This is a genomic window from Bacillus sp. MC1252 (assembly GCF_056838025.1).
Genome location: NZ_CM166369.1, coordinates 246,702 through 269,531 on the forward strand (window position 1 = coordinate 246,702; position 22,830 = coordinate 269,531).

Sequence of the window (22,830 nt, forward strand, 5' to 3'; positions counted from 1 at the left end):
CCCCTACATGTTCATTTTTTCTTTACAATGTAGGTTTGTACCTGACAAGGTGTGAGCGGTTCAATCTGTAATGATCCATGTTGTGCTTTGAGTATATGTCCTTCAGGTGTTTCGCCTAAATTCGCTGTTTCTCCGTGTTGTAGAGATGAACTATTGATTGAAGCGGCTGTTTGACGCGTTAAATATGGATTGAAGAGACGGATGACAATGCCTGTTCCATGCTCTTCCTTTTTCAAGGCGCTTAGAATCGCTCCGTCTGTTTCAATGTCAAGCAGGCTATAAGTAGATTGTAAGTCTTCTTCTTCATCTCGGAAAGAAAAAATTAAACGACCGTTTAAAAAGTCTGCCCGCCCGTAGCATTGAACTGGAGTGGAATACCGCTTGGCAAGCTGCGCTAAGTGTCCTTCGCTTACTGCTTCTTGGCTATAGTGCATGCCAAATGAGAACGATAGCGCGCCTTGAAGCTGAGCGTCAGGTGTCTCAACGATTTTTTCCCCAGATGCCCGGCCAGGACGGTAAAGAAGATTTTCTTTCCCCATCTTTCCGAAACAGCGGAAGAGGGTGTAAGCAATCGTTGTGTAGTCTTCGCCTGTGATTTGGTATTCTCTCACACAGTCGGTCAAAAGAGTGACGCCGTAGGCTTCATCACGAAGTGCAACAAATGATTGCATCGGTTCAATGGTGATCGGCTTTTCTTCCCAATGCTCATTGCTCCACCATTCAAGCTCTTGCGTCAGCTCTGTTGGACGTTCGATTGTGCCAAACTGCTGATCGCTCAGTGATACTTTTGATGCAATGCCTGTATCAAATAGTACACGCAGACGATGGTCTAACGCATGGTTGTCGACATCCACATGAAAACGGATGACAGCCTCATCTTTATTTAACGCCACCTTCGCTGTGATTGGGAGGGAAGTCGTGACCTTTTGCTCCGATCGTTCCTTTAAGTCATACGGGACAGTGAGATGAAGCTGGATGGTAAGCTCCTCCTGTAACCCGCTTTTAGACACTGTGATGCCTGCTGATGAGATATCTTTAGACGATACATAAAGATCCTCACGCGGTGGTGAATAGTTGTAGGAATCCCCATCGTCTCCATTGTCTTCAAAGATCATTTGCTCAGAGAATGTTCGTCCTGTTTGTTTATCAGTGATCTCGAGTGACCCATTGTCATTTGCCGCAATGCGGTAATACGTATTTTCAATGACACGGCCCTCTGTTTGTTCCCATACGGATTCGCTTGATTCATCGAAGACCATGCTGACTTGTGTATAACCAACTGATGGTAAATCGATTGCTTCAATGATCAGAACGGCTTTCCATACTTGTTTTGGCATGTACACCTCTTTGCTTGGATTAAGAGAAATTTGCTGTGCCAAGACATAATCAGTGACATCGGTTTTGCTTTTCACCGTGTAGTGAAGAGTTCTTCCATTTGCGTCTTTTAGCGTAAAAGGACGTTCCGTGATAAAGGTTTCGACTTCAATGACTTCAGAACGCTTTGAAGGCAATGTATTAAATAAAGTGAACGTGATTTCTTGCTCTGTTTGCAGTCGAATGGCGATGAGACGCATGTGTAAATCGACAAGGTTCTCGGCGATTTCTTTTGCCTGCTTGTAGCGGAAGAAGACGTCTTGATTCGTCGTGTCACTATTACAGCCGCCAATGCTGTCGTGCGCTGCATTCTCAAACATGAGGTACCAAATATCACGAACGGTGTCATGCGGATAATCGTGCCCGAGTGAATAGCTGATCGTTAAGATGGGTTCCATCACATTAACGAGATAGTTTTCAATTTGATTGTTTAAGATTTTTAAATCTGCTCTTGTTGAAAAAATAGATTTATGAATCCGCATATGCTTCGCATGAATGAGCTCTCCTTGTAATGTGTCAAAAGACGTCCGCTCTTTTTTCACCGCTGCAATGTAATCTTCTAGACTGCTGATTTGATAGTGATGCTCGTCAAGTTCATTGGCTTTTTCTAATAAGTCAGGCAGGTTTTTGCGGATAGGTGCCTGGTCAAAGCCGTTTGGAAAATAGACATTTTTTGTGGTCGCCTTTGCTTGCAGCGCACCGATTTTTTCAGACAGAAAAGCTTGTAATTCCTCATCCTTCTCAGGAATATTTCCACCGTAGTAGTAGCCAAATGGCAGGTTCACTGCAAAGACTTCACTGCCATCAGCGCCTCGCCAATTGAATTCTGTATGATTCGTCATATGGTCAGAAACGCCACGCCAAAATGCTGTATCTACAATGCCAAAGCCTTGATAAATTTGAGGCATTTGTGCGGATTGACCGAAGGAGTCAGGGACATAACCGACTTTCATGACATGGCCAAACTGCTGACAGCGCTCAATTCCATATTGCAGGTTACGTACAATCGATTCACCTGAAATGACGAGCTGATCGGTTTGTGTATACCATGGGCCGATGATGAGGCGTTTAGCCGTGACGAGCTTTTTGATTCGATTTTCATCCTCTGGACGCCATTTGAGGTAATCGTCCAATAAGGATGCCTGGGCATCGAGCATGAAGTAATGGAACCTTTCATCTGTTTCAAGGGTGTCTAAAATGTCCATTACGCTTTTCATTAAGTAGATACGGGAGCGGGAGGTGGTGAAATACCATTCCCGGTCCCAGTGTGTATGTGGAATCACATGTACATTGACAGTCATTGATCAACGACACCTTTCTTTGTTCAAATTATCCTTCTAGCACAAGGTCAAAATCGTCTTCTTCTTTCTGCTTCTGATCATGTTCGGGCTTTTGAGGCTCTTTTTTCTCAGAGAAATTTACAAGCAGGTTGGCGCCAATACCGATAACGAGTGCGCCAGTAAGAGCACCGATTAAATAAGCCCACCAGTTTCCAACTGAGAAGAACCCATATAGTCCACCAATTGGCGGCATGATGTCATGGACACCTAATAATGCAGCTACCCCGCTTCCAGCAGCACAAGCGACGACATTCAGCGGAATCAATTTCAAAGGATTGACGAGGGTAAAAGGAATCGCTCCTTCTGTAATGCCGATAATGCCCATGACCAAGCCGCCTCGTCCGGCTTCTCTAAAGGTTGGGGAGAAGTTGCGTTTTCGAATCAATGTCGCAAGTCCGTACCCAAGCGGCGGAATGACAATCGCAATATTGACGAGGATGGCAGGGAGGTAGACGCCTGACAGGAAGAGTGCGTTACCAGCCATCCAAGCAGATTTATTCACTGGTCCGCCAAGGTCGAAGCCAATCATCGCGCCTAGAATCAGAGCGAGTGCAAGTGTGCTTGTGCCGTCAGCGACCATACCTTTAATCCATTCAATTAATGCCGTGTTCAAAGCGCCTAATGGCCCGCCCAGCAGAACGGACATGAGAAGTCCGGTTAAGCCAACGGTAATGAGCGGCAGGATGAGCAGAGGGACGAGCCCTGCTGCAGAGCCTTGTATTTGAATTTTTCTTTTCACAAAAAGAGCAACATATCCTGCGAAGAATCCTGCAATGACGGCACCAATAAATCCAGCATTTGTTGAGCTGGCGAGGGCACCGCCGATAAAACCGGCCGCAAGACCTGATTTATCCGCAATCGAATAGGCGATAAATCCAGCGAGCAGGACGTTCATTAAGCCAATACCTGTCCAGCCAACCTGCTCCATTAAATAGGCGCCGTGTAAAATGCCGCCAGCATCCTTATAGGCGTTTAAATCTGAAACACCAAACCCTAACCCGACTAGTTTTGCTAAACCAACGATAAGTGAGGCACCGATGATCACAGGAAGAATATAAGAAATACCGGTCATGAGATGGCCTTCAATGACTTTTAATTTTGCTTTCATTTTGCTTTGCTCCTTTCTATATGGCATTGCTCACGTTTATTGAGATTCAGATTTTTTCTTTTCAACAAGTGCTACGGCTTTTGTGATGATTTGCTCGGCATTTTTTAAGGCGCGTCCAATCTCGACACGTACTGTGGGAATGCCTGAGAAACGTTCCGCATCGTTGATATGCTGATTGGAGGCAATGATACAAAGGTCTGCCTGTCTTGCTTCCTCTGCTGTAATGCCATTCACCTGTCCCATAATTCCTTGCTGCTCGATTTTGATCTCGTGTCCGAGCTGTTTACCTGCATTCTCTAATGCTTTTGCTGCCATTGGTGTATGAGCTAACCCTGCTGGACATGAAGTGACACCGACAATTTTCATTGTGTAATCCCCTCTTTCAATTGTTGTTCAATGACTTCGTAATAATAGTCAGCTGTTTGACCAGGTTGAATCTTTTCGATGAAAGCAGGCTCCATTAAGCTAGTGGCAATGCCTGACAGTAGTTTCAGATGCGTGACATTTGCCTCTTCTAGTGGAACCAGCAGTGTAAATAAATAGCTCGTCGGTAAATCGTCGAAGCTTCCCCATTCAACGGGCTGTTCAAGTTCTAAAAAGAGAAGTGAAGCCGTTTGTACAGTGGAGCTTTTTGTATGAGGAATGGCAAAGCCTTGCTGAAGTCCTGTTGAGACTTCGTCTTCGCGTTTCAACAAATCTGCTAATAACCTCGACTGATCGTTTGTAATATGAAGGTCTTCAGCTTTCTCGGAAATGTATTGTAAAATCTCATTCTTTGATTGACCGTTTACTTGTGTGAAAACATGATCTTTTTGGAACAAGCTGATCCCTTCTCTCTTGTTTGTTAAGCGCTTACAAGTTGATTGTAATGTACTTTTCGACATGGTTAAATAGCATCATTTTCCGTTTGAAATGGCAAAAAGTTTATGAGGCAATAAGTCTTGCTGTCTGATTATCTCAAATCCTAGCTTAAAACGAGTTTAATTATGTGAAAAACAGATTCTACTAAATGTCTTTCTGTGATATTCTTCCAAGGTATCGTAAAAGATAAGGGGGTCTTTTCATGTTCAAAAAGCAGGTCAAATCCTGTGTGATGGTACTCATGGCCATCATTTTATGTATGGCAGCATTACCTGGATACGAGGCAGCAGCTGCCAGTAAAGGAACAAATGTCAATGAAGCCATTGGATTGAAAAATGGTGAAGTCATCTCAGGTGCATTACAGAATGAAAAGGAAGAGTCATGGTATCAAATTACGCCACCTGCACAAGAGGTGGCAAAACATACGCATATGAAAATTTCTGTAAAAAGTAAACAAATGTTGTCCATATCGGTCTATCCAAGTAAGGACAGAGCGATGAAGGATGACACTTATTCCAGATATCGTGTGGACACAGCAAGCGGAGAGACAGAGATCGACTTCCCGCATGCATGGTCAGGTCCTTACTTTGTCAAAGTGCTCTATTTAGGTTCGGAGGAAGACAGCCGTGATGAGGAAGAGGATGCGGCATATACAATCGGGTATAAAGGAGCCAATCTTCCGCCATCTGAACCGATTTTTCCTGAAGAAGAAGAGCCTGGAATCATTATTATTGAGAAAAAGTATGGGCGTGAAATCCTTCAATCCATTCGTACGATCGAAGATAAACGTTTCAATGAAACAGCAGATGGTCAGAAGCTCGCTCGTTTGCTTCAAAAAACAAAGCCGTTTCTCAAATCGAAGCTGATCAAACATCAAAAAGAGCAGCAAAAGGTATACAATCATCTGCTTACATTAAAATCACTGCTAAGTGACATAGAGAAAAATGGTGCATTCAGCGGTCATATCGTCACAGAGAAAGAACAACAGGCGATCCGCTCCCTTTTTAATATGCTCAAAGAGGCAAGTCCGGCATATTTAAAGAAGGAATTAGAAGCAGTGAGTCAAAAAATTGGAATCGATCAGCTTGAAGGAAAATCGGTCGGTTATGTACTAGAGAAGCAAAAGCTTGTAAAAGAAGAAAAGGTCAAAACGAACAAAATCATTTTTAAATTAAAGGATGGCCAAACGCTTCAATCAGCGAAAAAGAAGATGAAAAGCTATGGAATCCAAGAAAATCGTGTGACATCGCAGTCAGTGAGTCCTTTATTTAAAGGAATGTATGTCTATGATGTGCCAGTAGGGCAAGGATCAGCTGGAAAGACACTAAAAGCAGGCAAAGCCGTCATCAAAAGCACTGCAAGAAAGCTATCCAGCATGCCGAATGTTGAATTTGCAGAGCCTGTGCAAACCTATCGTGCGTTTAGCAATGATGTGCAGTATGGTTACCAGTGGCCGCTGAAAAACAGTGCACAAAACAGCGGGAAAAAAGGCGCCGATGTGAAGTTTGAACAAATGAATACACTAATTGGCACAAGCAAAATGAAGCAAACGTTAATTGCTGTTGTGGATACAGGTGTCGACAGCCGTTTGACAGATTTAAGCGGAACCGTTCGTACGGATTTAGGTGCGAATCTCATTGGACGAAATAAAGATGCGATTGATGACAATGGACACGGTACTCATGTAGCAGGCATCATTGCTGCAAAAGCCGATAATCATTACTCGATGGCAGGGCTGAACCAACATACGGGCATTATTCCGGTCAAGGTGCTGGATGCCTATGGATTTGGAGATACAGAGCATATTGCTCTTGGGATCAAGCATGCGGTGGACAAAGGCGCAAAGGTCATCAACATGAGTCTTGGCGGCTACTACAGCAGGGTCATTGAATATGCCATGAACTATGCTGCACAAAAGAATGTACTAGTGGTCGTGGCGAGCGGAAATGATGGCATTCCAGAAATGGGCTATCCTGCGACTTCAAAATACGCAATGGCGGTTGGCGCAAGCAACCGCATGGATATTGCCGCTGAGTTCTCAAGCTATGGCAAAGGACTGAGCATGTCTGCACCGGGTTCTGATATTCCAAGCTTAATGCCGGATGGGAATGTCTCCTACCTTAGCGGGACATCAATGGCTACACCATATGTTGCAGCAGCAGCAGGATTACTGCTTTCTAAAAATCCATCCTTAAAACCAAATCAAGTGAGGAATATTTTGCAAAGTACAGCCGATGATATTTCCTTTACATCTGTTGATGGAAAAGATGACGTTTTCTATGACGAAAACGAGGAGCCAATTGTCGATCCGAAAATTCCGGGTATCGATTGGATGACAGGACATGGCAGACTGAATGCATTTGCCGCATTAAGTGCTGTTGAACTGAATGCATCTGTCAACAAAGTAGAGGATCAGCATCAAAAGGTGACAGGAAAAGCGAAAGCAGGTGCTGCTATTTCTGTGTATAGAGGCAAGACATTACTCGGAAAAGGCACGGCAAGCAAAAAGGGAACCTTTAGTGTGAAGATCAAGCATCAGAACAAAAACAAAGTGCTGCACATCAAGATTTCTAAAGGAAAGGCCGCGACTTCTCTCAAAACAGTCGTGAAAAAGGGCAAAGCACCTGCTAAGCCGAAGGTAGGTAAAGTAACGGTCAAAAGTAAAACGGTCAAAGGGACTGCGGGTGCAGGCTTGACCATTAAAGTGAAAAACAAATCAAAGAAAGTCATCAAAACGGTGAAAACCAATAGTAAGGGTGCATTTACTGCCCAAATCAAGCCGCAAAAAGCAAAAACCGTCTTATACGTGACAGCTTCCGATGTGAGAAAAAGAGAAAGTAAAGCGGTGAAAGTTGTCGTGAAAAAATAGCTTAAGTGCTTCCCTTTCTAAAAAGGGAAGTTTTTTTGGTTTGTTACTGGAAAAATACCAATTACTGTCGATAGTAATAAAGTAGGAAAAAAAAGGAGGATTTATAGATGAAAAAAATCATGTTTGCATTCTTTCTATCATTGCTTCTCGTATTCCCAAGCTTTGCACATGCAGAGGAAACAGGAGCAGTACCAGCATCTGTACAAGTAACAAGTGTCACAGCAGCAGATGGTGGAAAGGTGAATTACGGATCTGGCAGCAAATATCGAGTGGGTTCCTATCATCCAGCTGTTTTTAAAGGAACATTAAAAGATACGAACGGAAACCTCATGGCTAATCAGCCAATCCAGCTTTATTTTGAAGCAGCCATCAAATCATTGGCCCAAACAGCGACAGGCACAACGGATGAGAATGGACAATTTTCACTGACGATCCAAGTTCCTTCAGGTGCAGGCTACCGTACGTACAACAATGCAGGCTGGTCTACACATTATTACGATATCGTTCCAGTGACGTTCACTTCAAACGACATCAAGCTTTCCTCAAATGTCACAAGTGTGTATCATTTGGCATATACATTACGCAATCGTTAATACGGTAAAAAAAGACGACTTGGCTGCAGCCTTGTCGTTTTTTTCATAGAAAAAGATGTCAGCTAGTGACATCCTGAACCTGGTGCTAGACACCAGGTTCTTCTCGTTTTTTGCGAATCCAAGCCGTCACGTAATATGCAGCATAGCAGAGCGCGATGAAAGGAATGCCGCAGATGAGGGCAATCCGCTGATTTGGATCAAAGGCAATGCCGATCACAGATGCAAGGCACAGGAAGAAGGCAGCAATCGGAACCACTGGATAGAGCGGGGTTCGAAAGGATAAATCATGCAGCTGTCCGCCATCCTGTAAAAATTTTTTCCGAAACATGAACTGTGAGGCAGCAATCCCCATCCAGACCACAACAACGGCCAGTCCAGAGATCGAAACAAGAACAAGATACACCGTTTCCGGTGCGATGACACTCGATAGCAAAGAGAGAATACCGCCGATCATACTTAAAATGAGTGCATTCAAAGGAATTCCCTTTGATGTCAATTTCGCTAGCTTCTTAGGCAGTGTCCGTTCCTCAGAAAGTGACCAGAGCATGCGAGATGACGCGTACAGTCCCGAGTTGGCGGCTGATAAGATCGCCGTCAGAATGACAAAATTCATGAAATCTGCAGCATAAGGAATACCGATCCGATCAAAAACCACGACAAATGGACTTTTGATCACCCCGGCTTCTTCCACTGGAATCAAGCCGGCTAAAACAATGATCGTTCCGACGAAAAACAGGACGAGACGCAGCACGGTCGTTCGAATCGCCCGCGGGATGGTCTCATCTGGATTGACGCTTTCACCCGCAGCAATGCCAATTAATTCAGTACCCGAAAAAGCAAAATTGACGGCAAGCATGGTCATTAAAATCGGTAAAAATCCGTTTGGGAAAAGTCCGCCTTCTCCAGTAAAGTTAGAAAAGAACGGAGCGGCCTCGCCACCTTTTAATGGAATCAAGCCAAACATTGCAGCTCCGCCAAGAATAATAAAGAGAATGATCGCCATCACTTTAATACTAGAAAACCAAAACTCTGATTCTGCAAAGAATTTGACTGTAAATGCATTAAGTAAAAAGATGATAAGAGCAAAAACACCACTCCACATCCAAACCGATGTGTCTGGGAACCAGCGCTGCATTAAAAGTCCTGCCGCTGTAAATTCCGAACCAAGTGCGACTGTCCACGTCAGCCAGTAAAGCCAAGCGACCGTATAGCCCGTGCCAGGACCAATGTATTTTGTTGCATACGTATGAAAAGCCCCTGTAACCGGCATTGCGACAGACAGCTCACCTAAACAGAGCATCACAAGATACACAATTAATGCCCCGACAAGATAGGCAAGAATCGTTCCTGCAGGTCCCGCTTGGCTGATGGTATACCCTGAGCTTAAAAAGAGCCCTGTTCCAATGACGCCGCCTAACGAAAGCATGAACAGGTGCCGGCTCGTCATTTTTCGTTGATATTGTTGTGACTGATCTTTTGCTTGTTCCATGTCTTCCCGCCCTTTTGCTTAGAAGTATGTGAGTTGATTCATGTTGCTACGATGTTGTCCGTTTGAGGATGTCAGTAATATCTTCTGGTGTCGTCCGGCAGCAGCCGCCGATGATGCGCGCGCCGTCTTTGTACCATTGATGCGCACATTCACCAAACGTATGATGAGACGTATCTCCGCTCCATACCTTTTCTTTAGGATCGTATAATTCACCTGAGTTTGGATACACCACAATCGGTTTGCTCGTTCCCTTTTTCATCTCTTGAATGAGAGAAGAGATGAATTGCGGCGGTGTACAGTTCACGCCAACAGCAGCAATCTCTTCATACGGCTCAAGTGCTTGTACACATTCTCTCAGCAAATCACCTTCACTAATGTGCAGGTCATCCTTTGCGCTGAAGGTGATCCAAGCATACACACCGCTGAATTCATCCCGCAGCAGTTTTGCGATGGCCGTTGCTTCAACCAGACAAGGAATCGTTTCACACGCAAGAATATCTGCACCAGCCTCGACTAATGCCTGAATTCTTGGTCGGTGAAAATCAATGAGTGCCTGCTCTGTGAGTCCGTAATTTCCCTTATATTCTGAACCATCAGACAAATAAGCGCCGAATGGCCCCACAGATCCAGCGACAAAGGGTTTTGTCCTTCCTTCACGACGCGTTTCATCCTGCCAAAAAAGATCGCGTGCATCTTTCGCTAAAGTGACAGATCGTTTCATGAGTTCAATGGCTTCTTCTTTTGAATAGCCTTTTTCTGCGAAGCCATCAATCGTTGTTTGGTAGCTGGCGGTTGTTGCACAGTCAGCACCCGCTTGGAAGTAGTCCAAATGTACTTGCTGAATCAATTCTGGCTGTTCAATGAGTATTTTGGCTGACCATAAACTGTCGTTTAAGTCACAGCCCTTTCGTTCAAGCTCCGTTGCAAGTGCGCCATCTAAAATCAAAGGTGCGTGAGCCTGTAAACGGCTTTGAATAGGGTTCATAGGAATAGAACAACCTCCTTTTTTGATCGGAAATGATGGGTATGATATGAGGCAGTAGTTTAAATGACTAAAGTGTTTTTGTCAAGGAGAGGAAAAAGCATATCATGGCGGAAAAACCCTGAAAACAAGCGAGTTTTCGTGCATAAACATGCAGTTAAAATAATAGAAAACCAAGTCATTGACAGCCTCTAAAAAGAGATATATATTATGGAAAGGTTCATTTCAGAAAGCTTCATCAAAAGGCGCTGTCTTTTGATTTTATTTTGTCCAACGACAGTCTTCTTTCGTGCAGAAAGAGGGTTTTTTATATGCTTAAAAAAGGAGGAAAGAAGAAAATGAAAAAATGTGTAAAAGATATTGCAATGATTCTTGTTGGTTCTTTTTTATTTGCCGCAGCTGTGAACATGTTTGTCATTCCGCTTGAATTTGGTGAAGGCGGCGTAACGGGGCTGTCCATCATTTTTTATTATTTGTTTGAGATTGCACCATGGCTGACGAATCTTGTGTTTAATGCCATCTTATTGCTGGTGGGGTATAAATTTTTGGACAAGAAGACGACGATTTACACAGTGGTTGCCGTCGCAAGTAACTCCCTATTTCTACACCTGACCACAACATGGGTCGTGAATGTACATGAATTGATCATTGGAGCGATTTTCGCAGGAATTATCATCGGTATTGGAATTGGTCTTGTGCTAAGAGCAGGCGGTACAACGGCGGGTTCTGCCATTCTCGGAAGAATTGCCAACAAGTATTTAGACTGGAACGTGAGCTACGCCATCTTGTTCTTTGATCTCATCGTCGTATTTGCTTCCTATTTTATTATTGGTGCGGAAAAATTAATGTTTACCATTGTGATGCTTTACGTGGCCACAAAGGTGATGGACTTCGTCATAGAAGGACTCAACACGAAAAAGGCGGTCACGATTATTTCTTCATGCAAAGATGATATTGCCGAAGAAATCAATCACACCCTTGACCGAGGCGTGACGATTTTAAACGGTCGCGGTCATTATTCAAAGGAATCGAAGGAAATTCTCTACGCTGTCATTCAAAAGCAAGAGCTCATGCGGTTAAAGAAAATTATCAAGAAAATTGATCGAGACGCATTCGTTGTTGTCCATGATGTGCGGGATGTGTTTGGAGAAGGATTTGTGAATATATAAAAACGAAAAGACCCAAATCGGGTCTTTTTTTATGCTTTATACCTCTTGTCACACAATACTATGTATTGTATAGTATAAATGGTTAGGAGTTGTAATCATGAATGCACAATTAAAAAAAGGATTGCTGGAATTTTGTGTACTGGCGGTATTAAAGAAAGGCGATTCCTATGGTTATCAAATCATTAAAGATATGTCCCATTGTATTGAGATATCTGAATCAACATTATATCCAATATTAAAGCGGCTAGAGCAAAACAATTATGTAGAGACCTATTCCCAGGAACATAACAGTCGATTAAGAAAGTACTACCGGATGACAAAAAGCGGCAGGGAGCATATGGCGCAGTTTTTAGAGGAATGGGATCAGGTGATGGCGATTTACGACTTTATTTCTGGAGGACAGGGCAATGAATAAAAAAGAATTTTTAGCCAGCTTAGAGAAGCACCTGCATCGTCTAGGCGAAAAAGAAAGTGAACGGTTTATCGAATACTACGATGAGATGATCGAGGATTATCAGGAAGATGGATACAGTGAACAGGAAGCGGTTCATCAAGTCGGGCAGCCTGCCATCATCGCTGAAGGAATTATGAAGGAACAAGGAATGAAAACTGCTCAGGTGCCGACGTTTGGAGAAAAAGCCACAAGACTCTCCATTCTCATTTTAGGCTTTCCGTTATGGGGCAGTATTTTAGCAACAGTCTTCCTGCTGATTCTTTCTGTGTATATGGTGATTTGGTGCATTCCGCTCGTGACAGGTACAGTGACGCTGATTGGTCTGCTTGGAGGTTTTTGGAGCATCATTGGTTCTCCATTTATTTTTCAGGACGGTTTGCATGTGGTGGTGACGCAGATTGGCGTGGGTATTCTTCTATTAGGTGTTGGATTATTATGCGGCATAGCCACGGTGTATTTGACAAAGCTATTTGTGCATTTGACTGTTCAAACCACTAACGCATTCATGGGGATGTTTAGAAAAAAGGTCGTGAGAATATGAACGTGAATGAATTAAAGAAACAATGCTTCAAATGGGGTATCATTTTCACCGTTGTCGGAGGAATTGTCATGGCAATTGGTTTTGCGCTATCAGGCTTTGATGTAGATGCATATCACACAAATGACGAGCACAACGTGTTCCGCACCATCAATTGGTAGACGGTCATTATGAAATGAAAAAACCCGCTTATGCGGGTCTTTTTTTCGCTCGGGCAACAAAGAAGAAATAACAACAAAGTGCGCCAAGTTCACAAAGCATAATAATCAGGCCCATTGGAAAGGCCGTTTGGCTGCCGGCTAAGCCGACAAGAGGTGTCATGCATGCGCCTAGCAGCATTTGCGCGACACCGATGAGGGCAGCAGCACTCCCTGCATGCGCACCGTGGTGCTGCATCGCAAGAGACGGTGCAGAGGTGCCGACAATCCCAACGCTTGAGACAACAAAAAAGAGCGGAATGAGAATGCCATACAATCCTGCATCAATGGAAATCATGATAAATAGGGTGACGCCGCCTAGGGCAGCTGTCAGCAGTCCAATGCGAAGGACTTTCTCTTCTCCGATTTTTGCAGCGACACGGGCAAATACTTGTCCAGCTGTGATAATGCCAAGACTATTCACCGCAAAGGCAGCACTAAATCCTTGTGGAGAAAGGTGAAAAAGATCCTGGAGCACAAACGGTGAGCCAGAAATATAGGCAAACATCGCTGCGAATACAAGACCTTGCGAGAGAGCATATCCAACAAAGAGACGGTCACTCGCTAAAATTTTCATGGCACCAACAATCTGTTGAAAACCTCCGGTCTGTCTGCGCTCCGCAGGTAAGCTTTCCTGTAGTGAAAACATTGATCTGACCAGCATCAAAGCCCCAAGGATTCCTAGTAGAACAAATACACCCTGCCATGTTGTGAAGCGTAAAATCTGTCCGCCCACAATCGGTGCCGCTGCCGGAGCAACTCCGTTGACTAGCATTAGCAGTGCAAAGAATTTCGTCATCTCTGACCCTTCATAATGATCTCGTACGATGGCTCGTGCAATCACAATACCTGCTGAACCAGCGAGTCCTTGAATCAGCCTTAAGAGAATGAACGTCCAAATCGATGTGACCACTGTACATAAAAGAGATGCTGCTATAAAGATGAGTAAGCCAATCATCAGCGGCTTTCTTCTGCCGATCGTATCACTGATCGGTCCCGCAATCAGCTGTCCAAGCGCGAGTCCAATCAAACAAGCCATGAGACTTAATTGGGACAAAGCCGTGCTTGCTTCAAAATCCCGGGCGATATTAGGCAAAGCAGGTAAATACATATCCATTGCCAGCGGTGCAAGGGCTGTTAAAGAACCAAGCAATGCGGCAAGGAGAAATCGATTTTTTTTCGATTCTTGGGGATAAGATAAAGAACTCATATGATGACAACACTCCTCGTATACTTCCTCAAATCAGCATAATGAATCAAGCGTTCCTTTTCAATGAAAAATTTCGAAAGCCGATTTCGGGCAAAATGATTGATCTTTCGAATGAGACTCTTTACATTGAATGAGTAGAGAAAAGAACGAGATCATCGGCATGCATTGATTACATGATACGTATATCGATCCATAGACAACAGGAGGTGCTGACATGAAGCAGAAAGAGTTGATGATTCAAAGAAGATCATAAGGCCATCAGGCACGTGCTGATCAAATCATACGCACAGTATGAACCTCAATTTACAGAAGAAGGCTGGCAAAATTATTCTGCAGCACTTGCAGCAGCTGTAGATAATCCGAACATGGAGCTCATGCTTGTAGCTGAGCTTGAGGACAAGGTTGTGGGGACGCTTCAAATGTTCCGGTCATCTGAACAAGCGTATGACAAACCTGAAATGGGCATTACATCAGCCATTGTCCGTTTTTTAGGAGTAGATCCTGATGTCAGGGGAAAAGGAATCGCAGAGTCATTGTTACGTAAAAGTATTGAACTGACGCAATCATGGGGCGAGAATGTCCTGTATCTTCATACATCTGATAAAATGCAGGCCGCCATTCGTCTATATGAAAGAATGGGCTTTGAGCGTGCACTTGATAAAGAATTTGTGAATCAAAATGGGACGCATGTGAAGAGCTATCGATATGTGATCCAGAAAGAACAGCCGGCTGGTTCATCACATCACGCGTAATAAAAGGAAGAGCAAGTCCTTCAGGGACAGCTCTTCCTTTTTCAATTTACGCCCACAATTACAAGCGCCCAATATGATACCCCCCACGAGAGTAAACCGAACATGACAAAGAATTTTAACATGCGCTTATAATGGGACAGCTTTCGTTCTATCTTCGTTTTCACCTGCCGCCAATAAAGGGCATAGCCGCAAAAAATGAGGATGATTTGTCCAAGCTTTGTAAGGTTTTCAAGAATCGTGACTCCGTTCATTTAATTCACCTCATCATAGGTCTTCCATAAGTAAATACAGCAATCCTTTATTTCTTCAAAAAAAATCGGTGTATACTGGAAAGAGAGAACCTAGATGCAGAGGGAGTTGTGACATGTTGTTTTCGCTACAAGCGGATCGTTGGGATGAAGTAATCGAGAGAAAAATCAAATACGATCAGAAAGTTGTGGAACATACCTGTCAGCTGTTAGACGCACAGGGACAGCAGGCTGTGCTGTTTCACAAGATAGAAGACACGTTTATGATGAGGGCAGGCGATGGTGCTCTGACCATTCCAAAAGGGAGCTATACGACCGCCTATTATTGGAAGGATCGTCCTTACAATTTATATTTCTGGAGGAATGATCAAGGGAAGGAACTTGGGTCTTATTTTAATATTGTGGGAGATACACGGTTCAACGGCCAGCTGGTCATGTTTGAAGATCTCATTGTTGATCTTCTCGTTCTTCCGAATGGTGATTTCTTTGTGTTGGATGAAGATGAGTTGCCAGAGAGTTTAACGGATTTTGAACACGGTTCAGTGCGCCGGGCATTAGAGGGTGTGATGGCTTCGTTAGAAAGCTTACTTGATCAAGTGAGGGCAGATGCCAAAGGAAAATATCATCACAGCTTGTTTGAGCCGATGTTAAAATAGAAAAAACGATTCCTTTCAAGCGAGGAATCGTTTTTTCTGTTAAACCTTGATACGGTTTAATCGTTTTTGTAAACTGGTTTTCGTTTTGGAGGCTTTTAGCTGTTTGACAGCACTTTGAGCCGATGCTTTATTTTTCTTTGTCCGTTTGGCTTCAGCTTTTTTGACCTTTTGTTTGGCGTCTGTCACTTTCTTTTGATAGGCGACTTGTTTTTTTACCTTGTCGAGACGGTTTTGCAGGCTTGTTTTTTCTTTGCCTTTGTTTAGCTTTTTGATGGCCGTTTGGGCGCTTTTAATGGCGCCCTGCGTTTTGTTTTTTTCGGCTTTTTTGACCTTTGCACGTGCGGAACGGATATCGATGGTTGCTTGTACTTTTTTCACCCGTTCTGTGAGTGCTGTTTTTTGTTTGCTTGCAGTGAGTCGGCCGATTCTCGTTTTGGCTTGATCGACATCTGCCTGCTTTTTAGATGTTTCGGCTTTTTTGACAGCGCTTGTCGCAGCCTTTAAAAAGGTTGATTGCGGAACATATTGCACGCGGCCATAGCCGAATTGTGAATCCTTTCCTTTCGCACCAAGATCCACTGTATAGCTGCGCAATAAGGTGCGAAGCTGTGCATTTGTTTTCTTCGGATGAAGCTGCTTTAACAGCGCCAGCATTCCTGTGACATGCGGTGCAGCTTGTGATGTACCAGTTGCATACCAATATTCATTTTTCAAATAAGTGCTGATGACGTTCTCGCCAGGGGCAGAAAATTCGATCCCTTTCCCTGTATTGGAGATAGACGCGAGTTTGTCTTTGGCAGTTGTTGCGGAGACAGCAATGACGCTATTGTATGCGGCAGGATAGCTAATATCATTCTTCTTCCCGTCATTTCCGCTTGCAGCAACCACCAGCAGTCCTTTTTTGTATGCTTCATCTACAGCTGAGCGCAAAATCGGAATATTATCTTCAAAGCCTAGACTTAGATTGATGATGTCCATCTTATTGGTAATGGCCCAATCGATGCCTCGAAGCAGACTGTATAAGTCGCCTTCTCCCTTTTTATCTAACACTTTCACAGCATACAGCTTCACGCCAGAAGCGACGCCGACTGTGCCATAATCGTTATTGAGCGCCCCAATAGTGCCAGCGACATGTGTTCCATGTCCTTCATCATCTTTATAAGAGGATGTGTAATTCACGAATGACTTACCACCGGCTACCTTTAAATCCTCATGTGGGAAAATACCAGTATCTAAAACGGCTACTTTCACATTTTTACCTGTGACGCCTTCTTTGATCGCTTGCTTTACATTTAGCTTTTGCAGGTTGTACGACTTTTGTACCAATGCATCCTGGCCAGTAGCACCTGCGTTTTTTTTCACGGTAGAAGAAGCGAGTTTGACTTTCACATTCTTTGAGACATAAGCGATGTTAGGGTCTTTTTTGAATGAGGTGACCGCTTGTTCATCTGCTGTCACAGCGACAGCGGGAAGGTGTATGTACTGTGCGTTCACTTTTTCACTTTCTTGAATAGCGGTTTGCTTCCCTTTTTGATTTTTATAGACGATGATAACATCTGTTTCTTTTGGCGGTGCAGCTGCCTGCGAATGGAAGGGCAAAGCAGTTGTCAAAGCAAGAAGAAACGCGATGACCACGAATATTTTCTTTTTCAAGGCAATGGCTCCTTGCATACGAGATGACCTCCGTCTTTTTTTCTTTATTATATCGGAGAAATCAGATGGATGGTTAGAAGAATCATAGTCTTGTCAGAAAATTTTTTTGCAAGTAGCCTGAAATTGAAATTCATACAATTCTAGTAGACAATAGAGAGATCATAATAAGAGAAAGAAGGACATGCCGATGAACGTAAAAGAGTATATGACGTATGATGCGACTGGCCTGGCAGCACTTGTACGGAAAAAGCAGGTAACACCTGAGGAGCTTGTACATGCCGCATTTGCTAGATTGGAGGAGGTCAATCCAGAACTAAATGCGGTGATCCAGACAAGACATGATCAAGTGTTAAAAGACATGAAGCAATTAGATATGGATCAGCCGTTTGCGGGTGTTCCGTTTGTGCTGAAAAATATATCGCAAGGGCTGAAAAATGAACCGCTGACAGCAGGTGCTATGCTGCTAAAGGATATAAAGGCGAAAACGGACTCCCACTTTGTCCATCGATTGAAGCAGGCTGGGCTCATTATGATCGGCCATACAAACACACCGGAATTCGGTTTGAGGAATGTGACAGAACCCGCTTTATATGGTCCAACGAGGAATCCTTGGAACGCCGCGCATTCCCCGGGCGGTTCAAGCGGCGGGACGGCTGCGGCTGTTGCAAGCGGTATCGTTCCTGCGGGCGGAGCAAGTGATGGCGGAGGATCCATTCGTATACCCGCATCCTTTACGGGTTTGTTTGGACTCAAGCCAACACGAGGTAGGACGCCAGTAGGTCCAGGTGCAGGAAGACAGTGGCAGGGTGCTTCCATTGACTTTACACTCACAAAAACAGTTCGAGACAGTGCAGCTCTTCTTGATCTGCTTCAGGTCATTCAGCCAGAAGCAGCTTTCCAAACCCCGTTATACGACGGCAGCTACCAAGAGGATCTGGTGAAACGTACCTCTTCAATGCGAATTGCTTACAGCGTAGAATCTCCAGTTGGCACAAAGGTCAGTGAGGAAGCGAAGCAGGCGGTACTGCAAACGGTGAAATGGCTGAGTGAGCAAGGGCACCAACTAGAGGAAGCGAAACCGGCAATCGATGGTATTCATCTGATGCAGCAATATTACGTCATGAACAGCGGAGAAATGTCTGCATTATTCACTTCCTTGGCTCGTTCACTAGGGCGTCCAGTGAAGCCCGAGGAAACAGATATCGTGGCATGGGTGCTGGCGGCGGCTGGAAAGAATGTGACCGCTGCCGCCTATACAGAAAGTCTTGATGCGTGGGATATGGCCGCAGCACAAATGGCCGCATTTCATCAAACCTACGATCTTTATGTGACACCAGCTACTGCCTATTCGGCTCCAAAGATTGGTGAGCTTATGCATTCGGATCAGGAAATAGCCGCACTTTTACGTGTGTCTTCTCTTTCCATGCAAGCGCAGCAGGATCTCATTTATGACATGTTCCTAAAGAGTCTGACCTACACTCCATTTACACAGCTTGCCAACTTAACAGGTCAGCCTTCTATGAGTGTTCCTGTTCATCTCACTGGGGCGGGCATGCCTTTAGGTGTACAGGTGACAGCGCCTAAAGGAAAAGAGGACTGGCTGCTCAGACTTGCAGTTGAAATGGAGACTTCCTCGATTTGGAAAGGGACAAACCAATTAAATGAATAACACGATGAAATCGACTTTGGTCTATAGAGGGAAAGGGGTGTCACACGTGAGTACGAAGGACAAAGTCATTCAAACGGCCGCACTTCTTTTGCGTAAACAAGGGTATCATGCGACAGGATTGAATCAAATCATTAGAGAGAGCGGCACGCCTAAAGGATCTCTTTATTATTACTTTCCAAATGGAAAAGAAGAGCTAGCCATAGCAGCTGTTGAATATATTAGTCAAAAGGTCATCAATCGAATTGAAGAAAGCTTTGCCTATTCGGATGACCCATATATCGCCATCGATCGTTTTATGACAAACATTATTCAGGGATTTATGGAGCAAGAAAGTGAAAGAGGGATTCCGATTGTCTTGCTGGCGGCAGAGTCAAAACCAGAGCATACAAAGCTGCATGATGCTTGCAAACAAGAAATGATCCGCTGGCAAGAGCTTGTGAAAGAAAAGCTGATGAACACCGGTTATGAAGAAAACAAAGCCGATGAGCTGGCTTCTCTCCTTCATTCAATGGTGATCGGAGGTCTATCGATGACCACTGCTCTCAAGCAAACGACACCTTTAGAACACGTAAAATGTTACCTTAGACACTTATTTATGCGAGAGGAGTAAAATCTCTCGCATATTGTCTATCTATTATATCGATTGGTCTATATAATAAAGATAGTCAATTAGTCATGAGGAGTGATGGGATGTCGGAGCAACCGCAATCGATCAAGCAATCCGAAGGTACCTCTTTTTATACCGTGTCTGGTTCGGGAAAGCTGTATGGTTTGGAGAATCAGCTTGTTCATGTGCTGGCAGAAGCAAATCAAACGAATCAACTGTTTGAGCTTGTCTTAATCACAGGTGGGAAAGGAGCTTATTTTCCACTGCATTGTCATGAGACATTATTTAAAACCATCTTTGTGCTCGAAGGTAAGCTTGAGGTGATGCTGGACGGTAAAAAATATATGGTGACAGCGTGCGATTATATTCATATTCCGCCTAAAACAATTCATGGCTACAGAATGCATAGTCACAAAACAAGGTTTATTTCGTATACATTGGGCGGACAAATGACAGATATCTATCAGCAAATTGGGAAAAGGCTCTTGCAGAATGAATGGCCGATGACCGATCAAACCTTTGATGCAGACTGTTTTCAACAAGCTGAAAAAGAAAGCGATCTCATGCTGATGCACGGAATCAGAGAGCTATCGAATACAACCAAGCCCTCAGTGTTATTTCATAGTCAGCTCCCTCATTCAGTGCAGCCCTATGTATTAGAGGCTGGTGAAGGGAAGCAATACATCATTGATGGTCAGCTTCATGAGCTGATTGCGACAACAGAAACAACAGGAGGCGGATTCAGTCATTTTGTGATAGAAGGGACGAAAGGAAAATATTTTCCTCCGCACTATCATCAAGTGCATACAGAAGCACTCTATTGTGTTGAAGGGAAAATGAACCTTCATTTGAACGGAGAGGATATTTGTCTAACGCCGGGTGACTTTGCCTATATACCGCCGGATACCATCCACGCTTATGAATTAGTGTCTCATTCAAATAAATTTTTGATTTTGCTGCTCCCTGGAGATATTGAGCAATTATATGAACAGTTTGAAGAATCTCAAAGCCCAAGTATGTGTCCTTATTTTATTCACGAAGGGAACCTGATGATCGATCGGGAGACATCAGCTCAATATGATTTGTATTTTCTCGAAAAAGAATGAGTGTGTAACGCGTTACACATGTTCCATCAAAAGCCTGTCGAATCAATCGACGGGCTTTTTCGCCTTTCGCCTTCGTGACATATATTCCTGATCTGATGAATGAACTGTCCATTCAAGGTGAAGATAAGGGAAGATGACTCGAGTGAAAGGAGGAAATGCATGTGAGAGCTGTTACCTATCAAGGAAAAAATCGCATTGCAGTGAAGAAAGTAGATGCGCCGTCTATTCAAGATCGTGAAGATGTCATCGTTCGGATTACATCAACAGCGATTTGCGGCTCGGATTTACATTTGTATCAAGGGAATTTCCCGCTTCCTATCGGCTATGTGATTGGGCACGAGCCGATGGGAATTGTGGAGGAAGTTGGGCCGGATGTTACGGCGGTAAAAAAGGGAGATCGTGTTGTCATTCCATTTACGGTTGCATGTGGTCAATGCCAGTATTGCCATCATCACTTAGAAAGCCAATGCGACCACTCAAACCCGCATTATGATTCGGGCGGACTTTTTGGATATAGTGAGAAATTCGGGAATTATCCCGGAGGACAGGCTGAATATTTACGCGTACCCTTTGGAAACTATACCCCGTTTAAGGTACCGGATGATTGTGAGTTAGAGGATGAACAATTATTGTTCTTATCAGATGTCCTGCCAACTGCTTATTGGAGCGTGGAGCACGCAGGAGTGAAAAAAGGCGATACGGTCATCGTGTTAGGCTGTGGACCTGTTGGGTTAATGGCACAGCAATTTGCTTGGCAAAAAGGTGCAGAGCGGGTGATCGCCGTCGATTATATTGATTACCGCCTGCGGCATGCAAAACGGATGAGCGGTGTAGAAGTATTTGATTTTACAGAAGATCCCGATATGGGAGAAACATTAAAGGAGCTCACCAAGGGCGGAGCGGACGTTGTCATTGATTGTGTAGGAATGGACGGGAAGAAATCGCCGCTTGAAAAAATTGAGCAGAAGCTCAAACTGCAAGGCGGAACGATTGGACCGATTCAAATTGCCACAAAAGCTGTTCGAAAATGTGGAACAGTTCAACTGACTGGTGTGTATGGAGGGCTGTACAATATGTTCCCATTAGGCGCTTTTTTCGCAAGAAACGTCACGCTGAAAATGGGACAGGCCCCGGCAAGAGGGTACATGACAAAGCTCTATCAAAAAGTGACAACGGGTGAAATTGATCCTAGAGCGATCATCACACATCAATTGCCATTAGATGATGCCGCACATGCTTACCAAATATTCAACGAAAAACAGGATGATTGTATAAAGGTCATCTTAAAGCCATAAAAAAGAAGGCTTAGGAATTCTCCTAAGCCCAGCGTGAAGACAAACCCTCGCATTCGGTGTCAGTCTGCGTGCTGATGCTCACGAATAAAGAATATCAAATTCGCTCCGCGCCAGTACTCGGCATTCCTAGACTTCAAGGGTTTTCACGCTGAAAAGAAGACAAAGGGCTAAAATAAAGATCATTTTAGCCCTTTGTCAACAATCTGAGGCTTAGGAATTCTCCTAAGCCTTTAATGTGCGCTCATCCATCATTTTTTCGATTAATTCAAAAAATGTTTTTTTGTCGTCCTCAGATAAATGGTTGAACAGTTGATTGACAAGCAATTGTCGATTGTCGATCATTTGTTTTGCTATTTGTTCACCCGATTCAGAAAGGGTAATCCATACAGTACGGCGGTCATTGTTATTTCGAGAGCGGATAATCAGCCCTTCATCTTCTAAGTGATTGAGAGCGGTTGTTGTCGCAGAGGGAGATAATGAAACTTCCTGTAGAATATTTTTCACAGTACATGATTGATGGCGGTAGATGATGCGTAAAATAAACCCTTTGACATTCGTGACGTTTCTCGGAATGTTCTCTTCGTCTATTCGTTTCGTCGCCTTTAAATACTTTGTCAGTGCATGGTCTAACAAACTTGCCTCTAGCTTGAAATGTTGCAT

Annotated in this window: 21 protein-coding genes and 1 pseudogene; 12 read left to right on the forward strand and 10 right to left on the reverse strand. The window is 43.9% G+C overall.

The annotated features are described in order from the left end of the window. Positions 1-11: 11 nt before the first annotated feature. From mngB to ACYH0L_RS01430, 4 genes are read right to left on the reverse strand one after another with little or no spacing between them, the layout of a single operon-like run. Positions 12-2,675 carry a mannosylglycerate hydrolase gene (gene mngB / locus ACYH0L_RS01415; RefSeq protein WP_482354284.1) on the reverse strand — a complete coding sequence of 888 codons (2,664 nt, stop codon included), beginning with the start codon at positions 2,673-2,675 and terminating at the stop codon, positions 12-14. A gap of 28 nt (positions 2,676-2,703) precedes the next feature. Then, positions 2,704-3,822 (reverse strand): PTS fructose transporter subunit IIC, encoded by a 1,119-nt coding sequence (locus tag ACYH0L_RS01420; protein WP_017358746.1) that lies wholly within the window; start codon positions 3,820-3,822, stop codon positions 2,704-2,706. A 36-nt stretch (positions 3,823-3,858) separates the two neighbouring features. Continuing rightward, positions 3,859-4,188, reverse strand: coding sequence for a PTS fructose transporter subunit IIB (locus tag ACYH0L_RS01425; protein ID WP_099726180.1), 330 nt, complete (start codon positions 4,186-4,188; stop codon positions 3,859-3,861). Then, positions 4,185-4,643: a PTS sugar transporter subunit IIA gene (locus ACYH0L_RS01430; RefSeq protein WP_099726179.1), complete on the reverse strand. Its 459-nt coding sequence runs from the start codon at positions 4,641-4,643 to the stop codon at positions 4,185-4,187. The genes ACYH0L_RS01425 and ACYH0L_RS01430 overlap by 4 nt, the downstream gene beginning before the upstream one ends. 242 nt (positions 4,644-4,885) lie before the next feature. Between ACYH0L_RS01430 and ACYH0L_RS01435 the strand changes: the two genes are divergently transcribed. Both ACYH0L_RS01435 and ACYH0L_RS01440 read left to right on the forward strand, forming a co-directional pair. After that, positions 4,886-7,552 (forward strand): S8 family peptidase, encoded by a 2,667-nt coding sequence (locus ACYH0L_RS01435; protein WP_482354285.1) that lies wholly within the window; start codon positions 4,886-4,888, stop codon positions 7,550-7,552. 107 nt (positions 7,553-7,659) lie between these two features. Then, complete coding sequence (locus ACYH0L_RS01440; RefSeq protein WP_099726177.1) at positions 7,660-8,145, forward strand: hypothetical protein; 486 nt, start codon at positions 7,660-7,662, stop codon at positions 8,143-8,145. An 85-nt stretch (positions 8,146-8,230) separates the two neighbouring features. On the opposite strand, the gene mmuP is transcribed toward ACYH0L_RS01440, so the two are convergent. Both mmuP and mmuM read right to left on the reverse strand, forming a co-directional pair. Beyond that, a complete protein-coding gene (mmuP, locus tag ACYH0L_RS01445) occupies positions 8,231-9,634 on the reverse strand; it encodes an S-methylmethionine permease (RefSeq protein ID WP_099726176.1) in 1,404 nt (467 codons plus the stop codon). 46 nt (positions 9,635-9,680) lie between these two features. Continuing rightward, complete coding sequence (gene mmuM, locus ACYH0L_RS01450) at positions 9,681-10,619, reverse strand: homocysteine S-methyltransferase (RefSeq protein ID WP_099726175.1); 939 nt, start codon at positions 10,617-10,619, stop codon at positions 9,681-9,683. Positions 10,620-10,954: 335 nt separating this feature from the next. Here mmuM and ACYH0L_RS01455 point away from each other — a divergent pair, with 335 nt between their 5' ends. The 4 genes from ACYH0L_RS01455 (at position 10,955) to ACYH0L_RS01470 (ending at position 12,938) form a co-directional block, all read left to right on the forward strand. Then, entirely contained in the window at positions 10,955-11,785 is an 831-nt protein-coding gene (locus ACYH0L_RS01455; RefSeq protein ID WP_249704779.1) for a YitT family protein, read from the forward strand. A gap of 97 nt (positions 11,786-11,882) precedes the next feature. Then, positions 11,883-12,200: a PadR family transcriptional regulator gene (locus tag ACYH0L_RS01460; RefSeq protein WP_099726173.1), complete on the forward strand. Its 318-nt coding sequence runs from the start codon at positions 11,883-11,885 to the stop codon at positions 12,198-12,200. Next, positions 12,193-12,780, forward strand: a complete 588-nt coding sequence (locus tag ACYH0L_RS01465; protein WP_230031226.1) for a DUF1700 domain-containing protein — start codon at positions 12,193-12,195, stop codon at positions 12,778-12,780. Before ACYH0L_RS01460 ends, ACYH0L_RS01465 begins: the two co-directional genes overlap by 8 nt. After that, complete coding sequence (locus ACYH0L_RS01470) at positions 12,777-12,938, forward strand: hypothetical protein (RefSeq protein WP_180275463.1); 162 nt, start codon at positions 12,777-12,779, stop codon at positions 12,936-12,938. The genes ACYH0L_RS01465 and ACYH0L_RS01470 overlap by 4 nt, the downstream gene beginning before the upstream one ends. 28 nt (positions 12,939-12,966) lie before the next feature. Here ACYH0L_RS01470 and ACYH0L_RS01475 read toward each other — a convergent pair whose 3' ends face one another. Then, positions 12,967-14,184 carry a multidrug effflux MFS transporter gene (locus ACYH0L_RS01475; RefSeq protein WP_099726171.1) on the reverse strand — a complete coding sequence of 406 codons (1,218 nt, stop codon included), beginning with the start codon at positions 14,182-14,184 and terminating at the stop codon, positions 12,967-12,969. A 242-nt stretch (positions 14,185-14,426) separates the two neighbouring features. Here ACYH0L_RS01475 and ACYH0L_RS01480 point away from each other — a divergent pair. Then, a pseudogene (locus tag ACYH0L_RS01480) lies at positions 14,427-14,936 on the forward strand (GNAT family N-acetyltransferase); the annotation flags it as partial. A 41-nt stretch (positions 14,937-14,977) separates the two neighbouring features. On the opposite strand, the gene ACYH0L_RS01485 reads toward ACYH0L_RS01480, so the two are convergent. Beyond that, complete coding sequence (locus tag ACYH0L_RS01485; protein ID WP_482354286.1) at positions 14,978-15,187, reverse strand: hypothetical protein; 210 nt, start codon at positions 15,185-15,187, stop codon at positions 14,978-14,980. Between the two features lie 113 nt (positions 15,188-15,300). Between ACYH0L_RS01485 and ACYH0L_RS01490 the strand changes: the two genes are divergently transcribed. Further along, complete coding sequence (locus ACYH0L_RS01490; RefSeq protein WP_249705326.1) at positions 15,301-15,840, forward strand: ribonuclease FAU-1 family protein; 540 nt, start codon at positions 15,301-15,303, stop codon at positions 15,838-15,840. A 39-nt stretch (positions 15,841-15,879) separates the two neighbouring features. On the opposite strand, the gene ACYH0L_RS01495 is transcribed toward ACYH0L_RS01490, so the two are convergent. Beyond that, positions 15,880-17,493 (reverse strand): S8 family peptidase, encoded by a 1,614-nt coding sequence (locus ACYH0L_RS01495; RefSeq protein WP_256499252.1) that lies wholly within the window; start codon positions 17,491-17,493, stop codon positions 15,880-15,882. Positions 17,494-17,680: 187 nt separating this feature from the next. Here ACYH0L_RS01495 and ACYH0L_RS01500 point away from each other — a divergent pair, with 187 nt between their 5' ends. From ACYH0L_RS01500 to ACYH0L_RS01515, 4 genes are all read left to right on the forward strand, one after another. After that, on the forward strand, positions 17,681-19,162 hold the full coding sequence (locus ACYH0L_RS01500) for an amidase (protein ID WP_482354287.1): 1,482 nt from the start codon (positions 17,681-17,683) through the stop codon (positions 19,160-19,162). Positions 19,163-19,208: 46 nt separating this feature from the next. Then, a complete protein-coding gene (locus ACYH0L_RS01505; protein ID WP_099726316.1) occupies positions 19,209-19,772 on the forward strand; it encodes a TetR/AcrR family transcriptional regulator in 564 nt (187 codons plus the stop codon). A gap of 80 nt (positions 19,773-19,852) precedes the next feature. Then, positions 19,853-20,875 (forward strand): quercetin 2,3-dioxygenase, encoded by a 1,023-nt coding sequence (locus ACYH0L_RS01510; RefSeq protein WP_482354288.1) that lies wholly within the window; start codon positions 19,853-19,855, stop codon positions 20,873-20,875. A gap of 161 nt (positions 20,876-21,036) precedes the next feature. Beyond that, on the forward strand, positions 21,037-22,170 hold the full coding sequence (locus ACYH0L_RS01515) for a zinc-dependent alcohol dehydrogenase (protein ID WP_099726166.1): 1,134 nt from the start codon (positions 21,037-21,039) through the stop codon (positions 22,168-22,170). Positions 22,171-22,392: 222 nt separating this feature from the next. Here the strand turns inward: ACYH0L_RS01515 and ACYH0L_RS01520 are convergent, their stop codons facing one another. Further along, the gene (locus tag ACYH0L_RS01520) at positions 22,393-22,830 is read right to left on the reverse strand and encodes a MarR family winged helix-turn-helix transcriptional regulator (RefSeq protein WP_099726165.1); all 438 of its coding nucleotides are present in this window, start codon (positions 22,828-22,830) and stop codon (positions 22,393-22,395) included.

Bases quoted from the DNA above. Each gene is read 5' to 3' on its own strand.
- mngB (WP_482354284.1), bottom strand. From the start codon at position 2,675: ATGACTGTCAATGTACATGTGATTCCACATACACACTGGGACCGGGAA.
- ACYH0L_RS01420 (WP_017358746.1), bottom strand. From the start codon at position 3,822: ATGAAAGCAAAATTAAAAGTCATTGAAGGCCATCTCATGACCGGTATT.
- ACYH0L_RS01425 (WP_099726180.1), bottom strand. From the start codon at position 4,188: ATGAAAATTGTCGGTGTCACTTCATGTCCAGCAGGGTTAGCTCATACA.
- ACYH0L_RS01435 (WP_482354285.1), top strand. From the start codon at position 4,886: ATGTTCAAAAAGCAGGTCAAATCCTGTGTGATGGTACTCATGGCCATC.
- ACYH0L_RS01440 (WP_099726177.1), top strand. From the start codon at position 7,660: ATGAAAAAAATCATGTTTGCATTCTTTCTATCATTGCTTCTCGTATTC.
- mmuP (WP_099726176.1), bottom strand. From the start codon at position 9,634: ATGGAACAAGCAAAAGATCAGTCACAACAATATCAACGAAAAATGACG.
- mmuM (WP_099726175.1), bottom strand. From the start codon at position 10,619: ATGAACCCTATTCAAAGCCGTTTACAGGCTCACGCACCTTTGATTTTA.
- ACYH0L_RS01455 (WP_249704779.1), top strand. From the start codon at position 10,955: ATGAAAAAATGTGTAAAAGATATTGCAATGATTCTTGTTGGTTCTTTT.
- ACYH0L_RS01460 (WP_099726173.1), top strand. From the start codon at position 11,883: ATGAATGCACAATTAAAAAAAGGATTGCTGGAATTTTGTGTACTGGCG.
- ACYH0L_RS01465 (WP_230031226.1), top strand. From the start codon at position 12,193: ATGAATAAAAAAGAATTTTTAGCCAGCTTAGAGAAGCACCTGCATCGT.
- ACYH0L_RS01470 (WP_180275463.1), top strand. From the start codon at position 12,777: ATGAACGTGAATGAATTAAAGAAACAATGCTTCAAATGGGGTATCATT.
- ACYH0L_RS01475 (WP_099726171.1), bottom strand. From the start codon at position 14,184: ATGAGTTCTTTATCTTATCCCCAAGAATCGAAAAAAAATCGATTTCTC.
- ACYH0L_RS01485 (WP_482354286.1), bottom strand. From the start codon at position 15,187: ATGAACGGAGTCACGATTCTTGAAAACCTTACAAAGCTTGGACAAATC.
- ACYH0L_RS01490 (WP_249705326.1), top strand. From the start codon at position 15,301: ATGTTGTTTTCGCTACAAGCGGATCGTTGGGATGAAGTAATCGAGAGA.
- ACYH0L_RS01500 (WP_482354287.1), top strand. From the start codon at position 17,681: ATGAACGTAAAAGAGTATATGACGTATGATGCGACTGGCCTGGCAGCA.
- ACYH0L_RS01510 (WP_482354288.1), top strand. From the start codon at position 19,853: ATGTCGGAGCAACCGCAATCGATCAAGCAATCCGAAGGTACCTCTTTT.
- ACYH0L_RS01520 (WP_099726165.1), bottom strand. From the start codon at position 22,830: ATGCAACATTTCAAGCTAGAGGCAAGTTTGTTAGACCATGCACTGACA.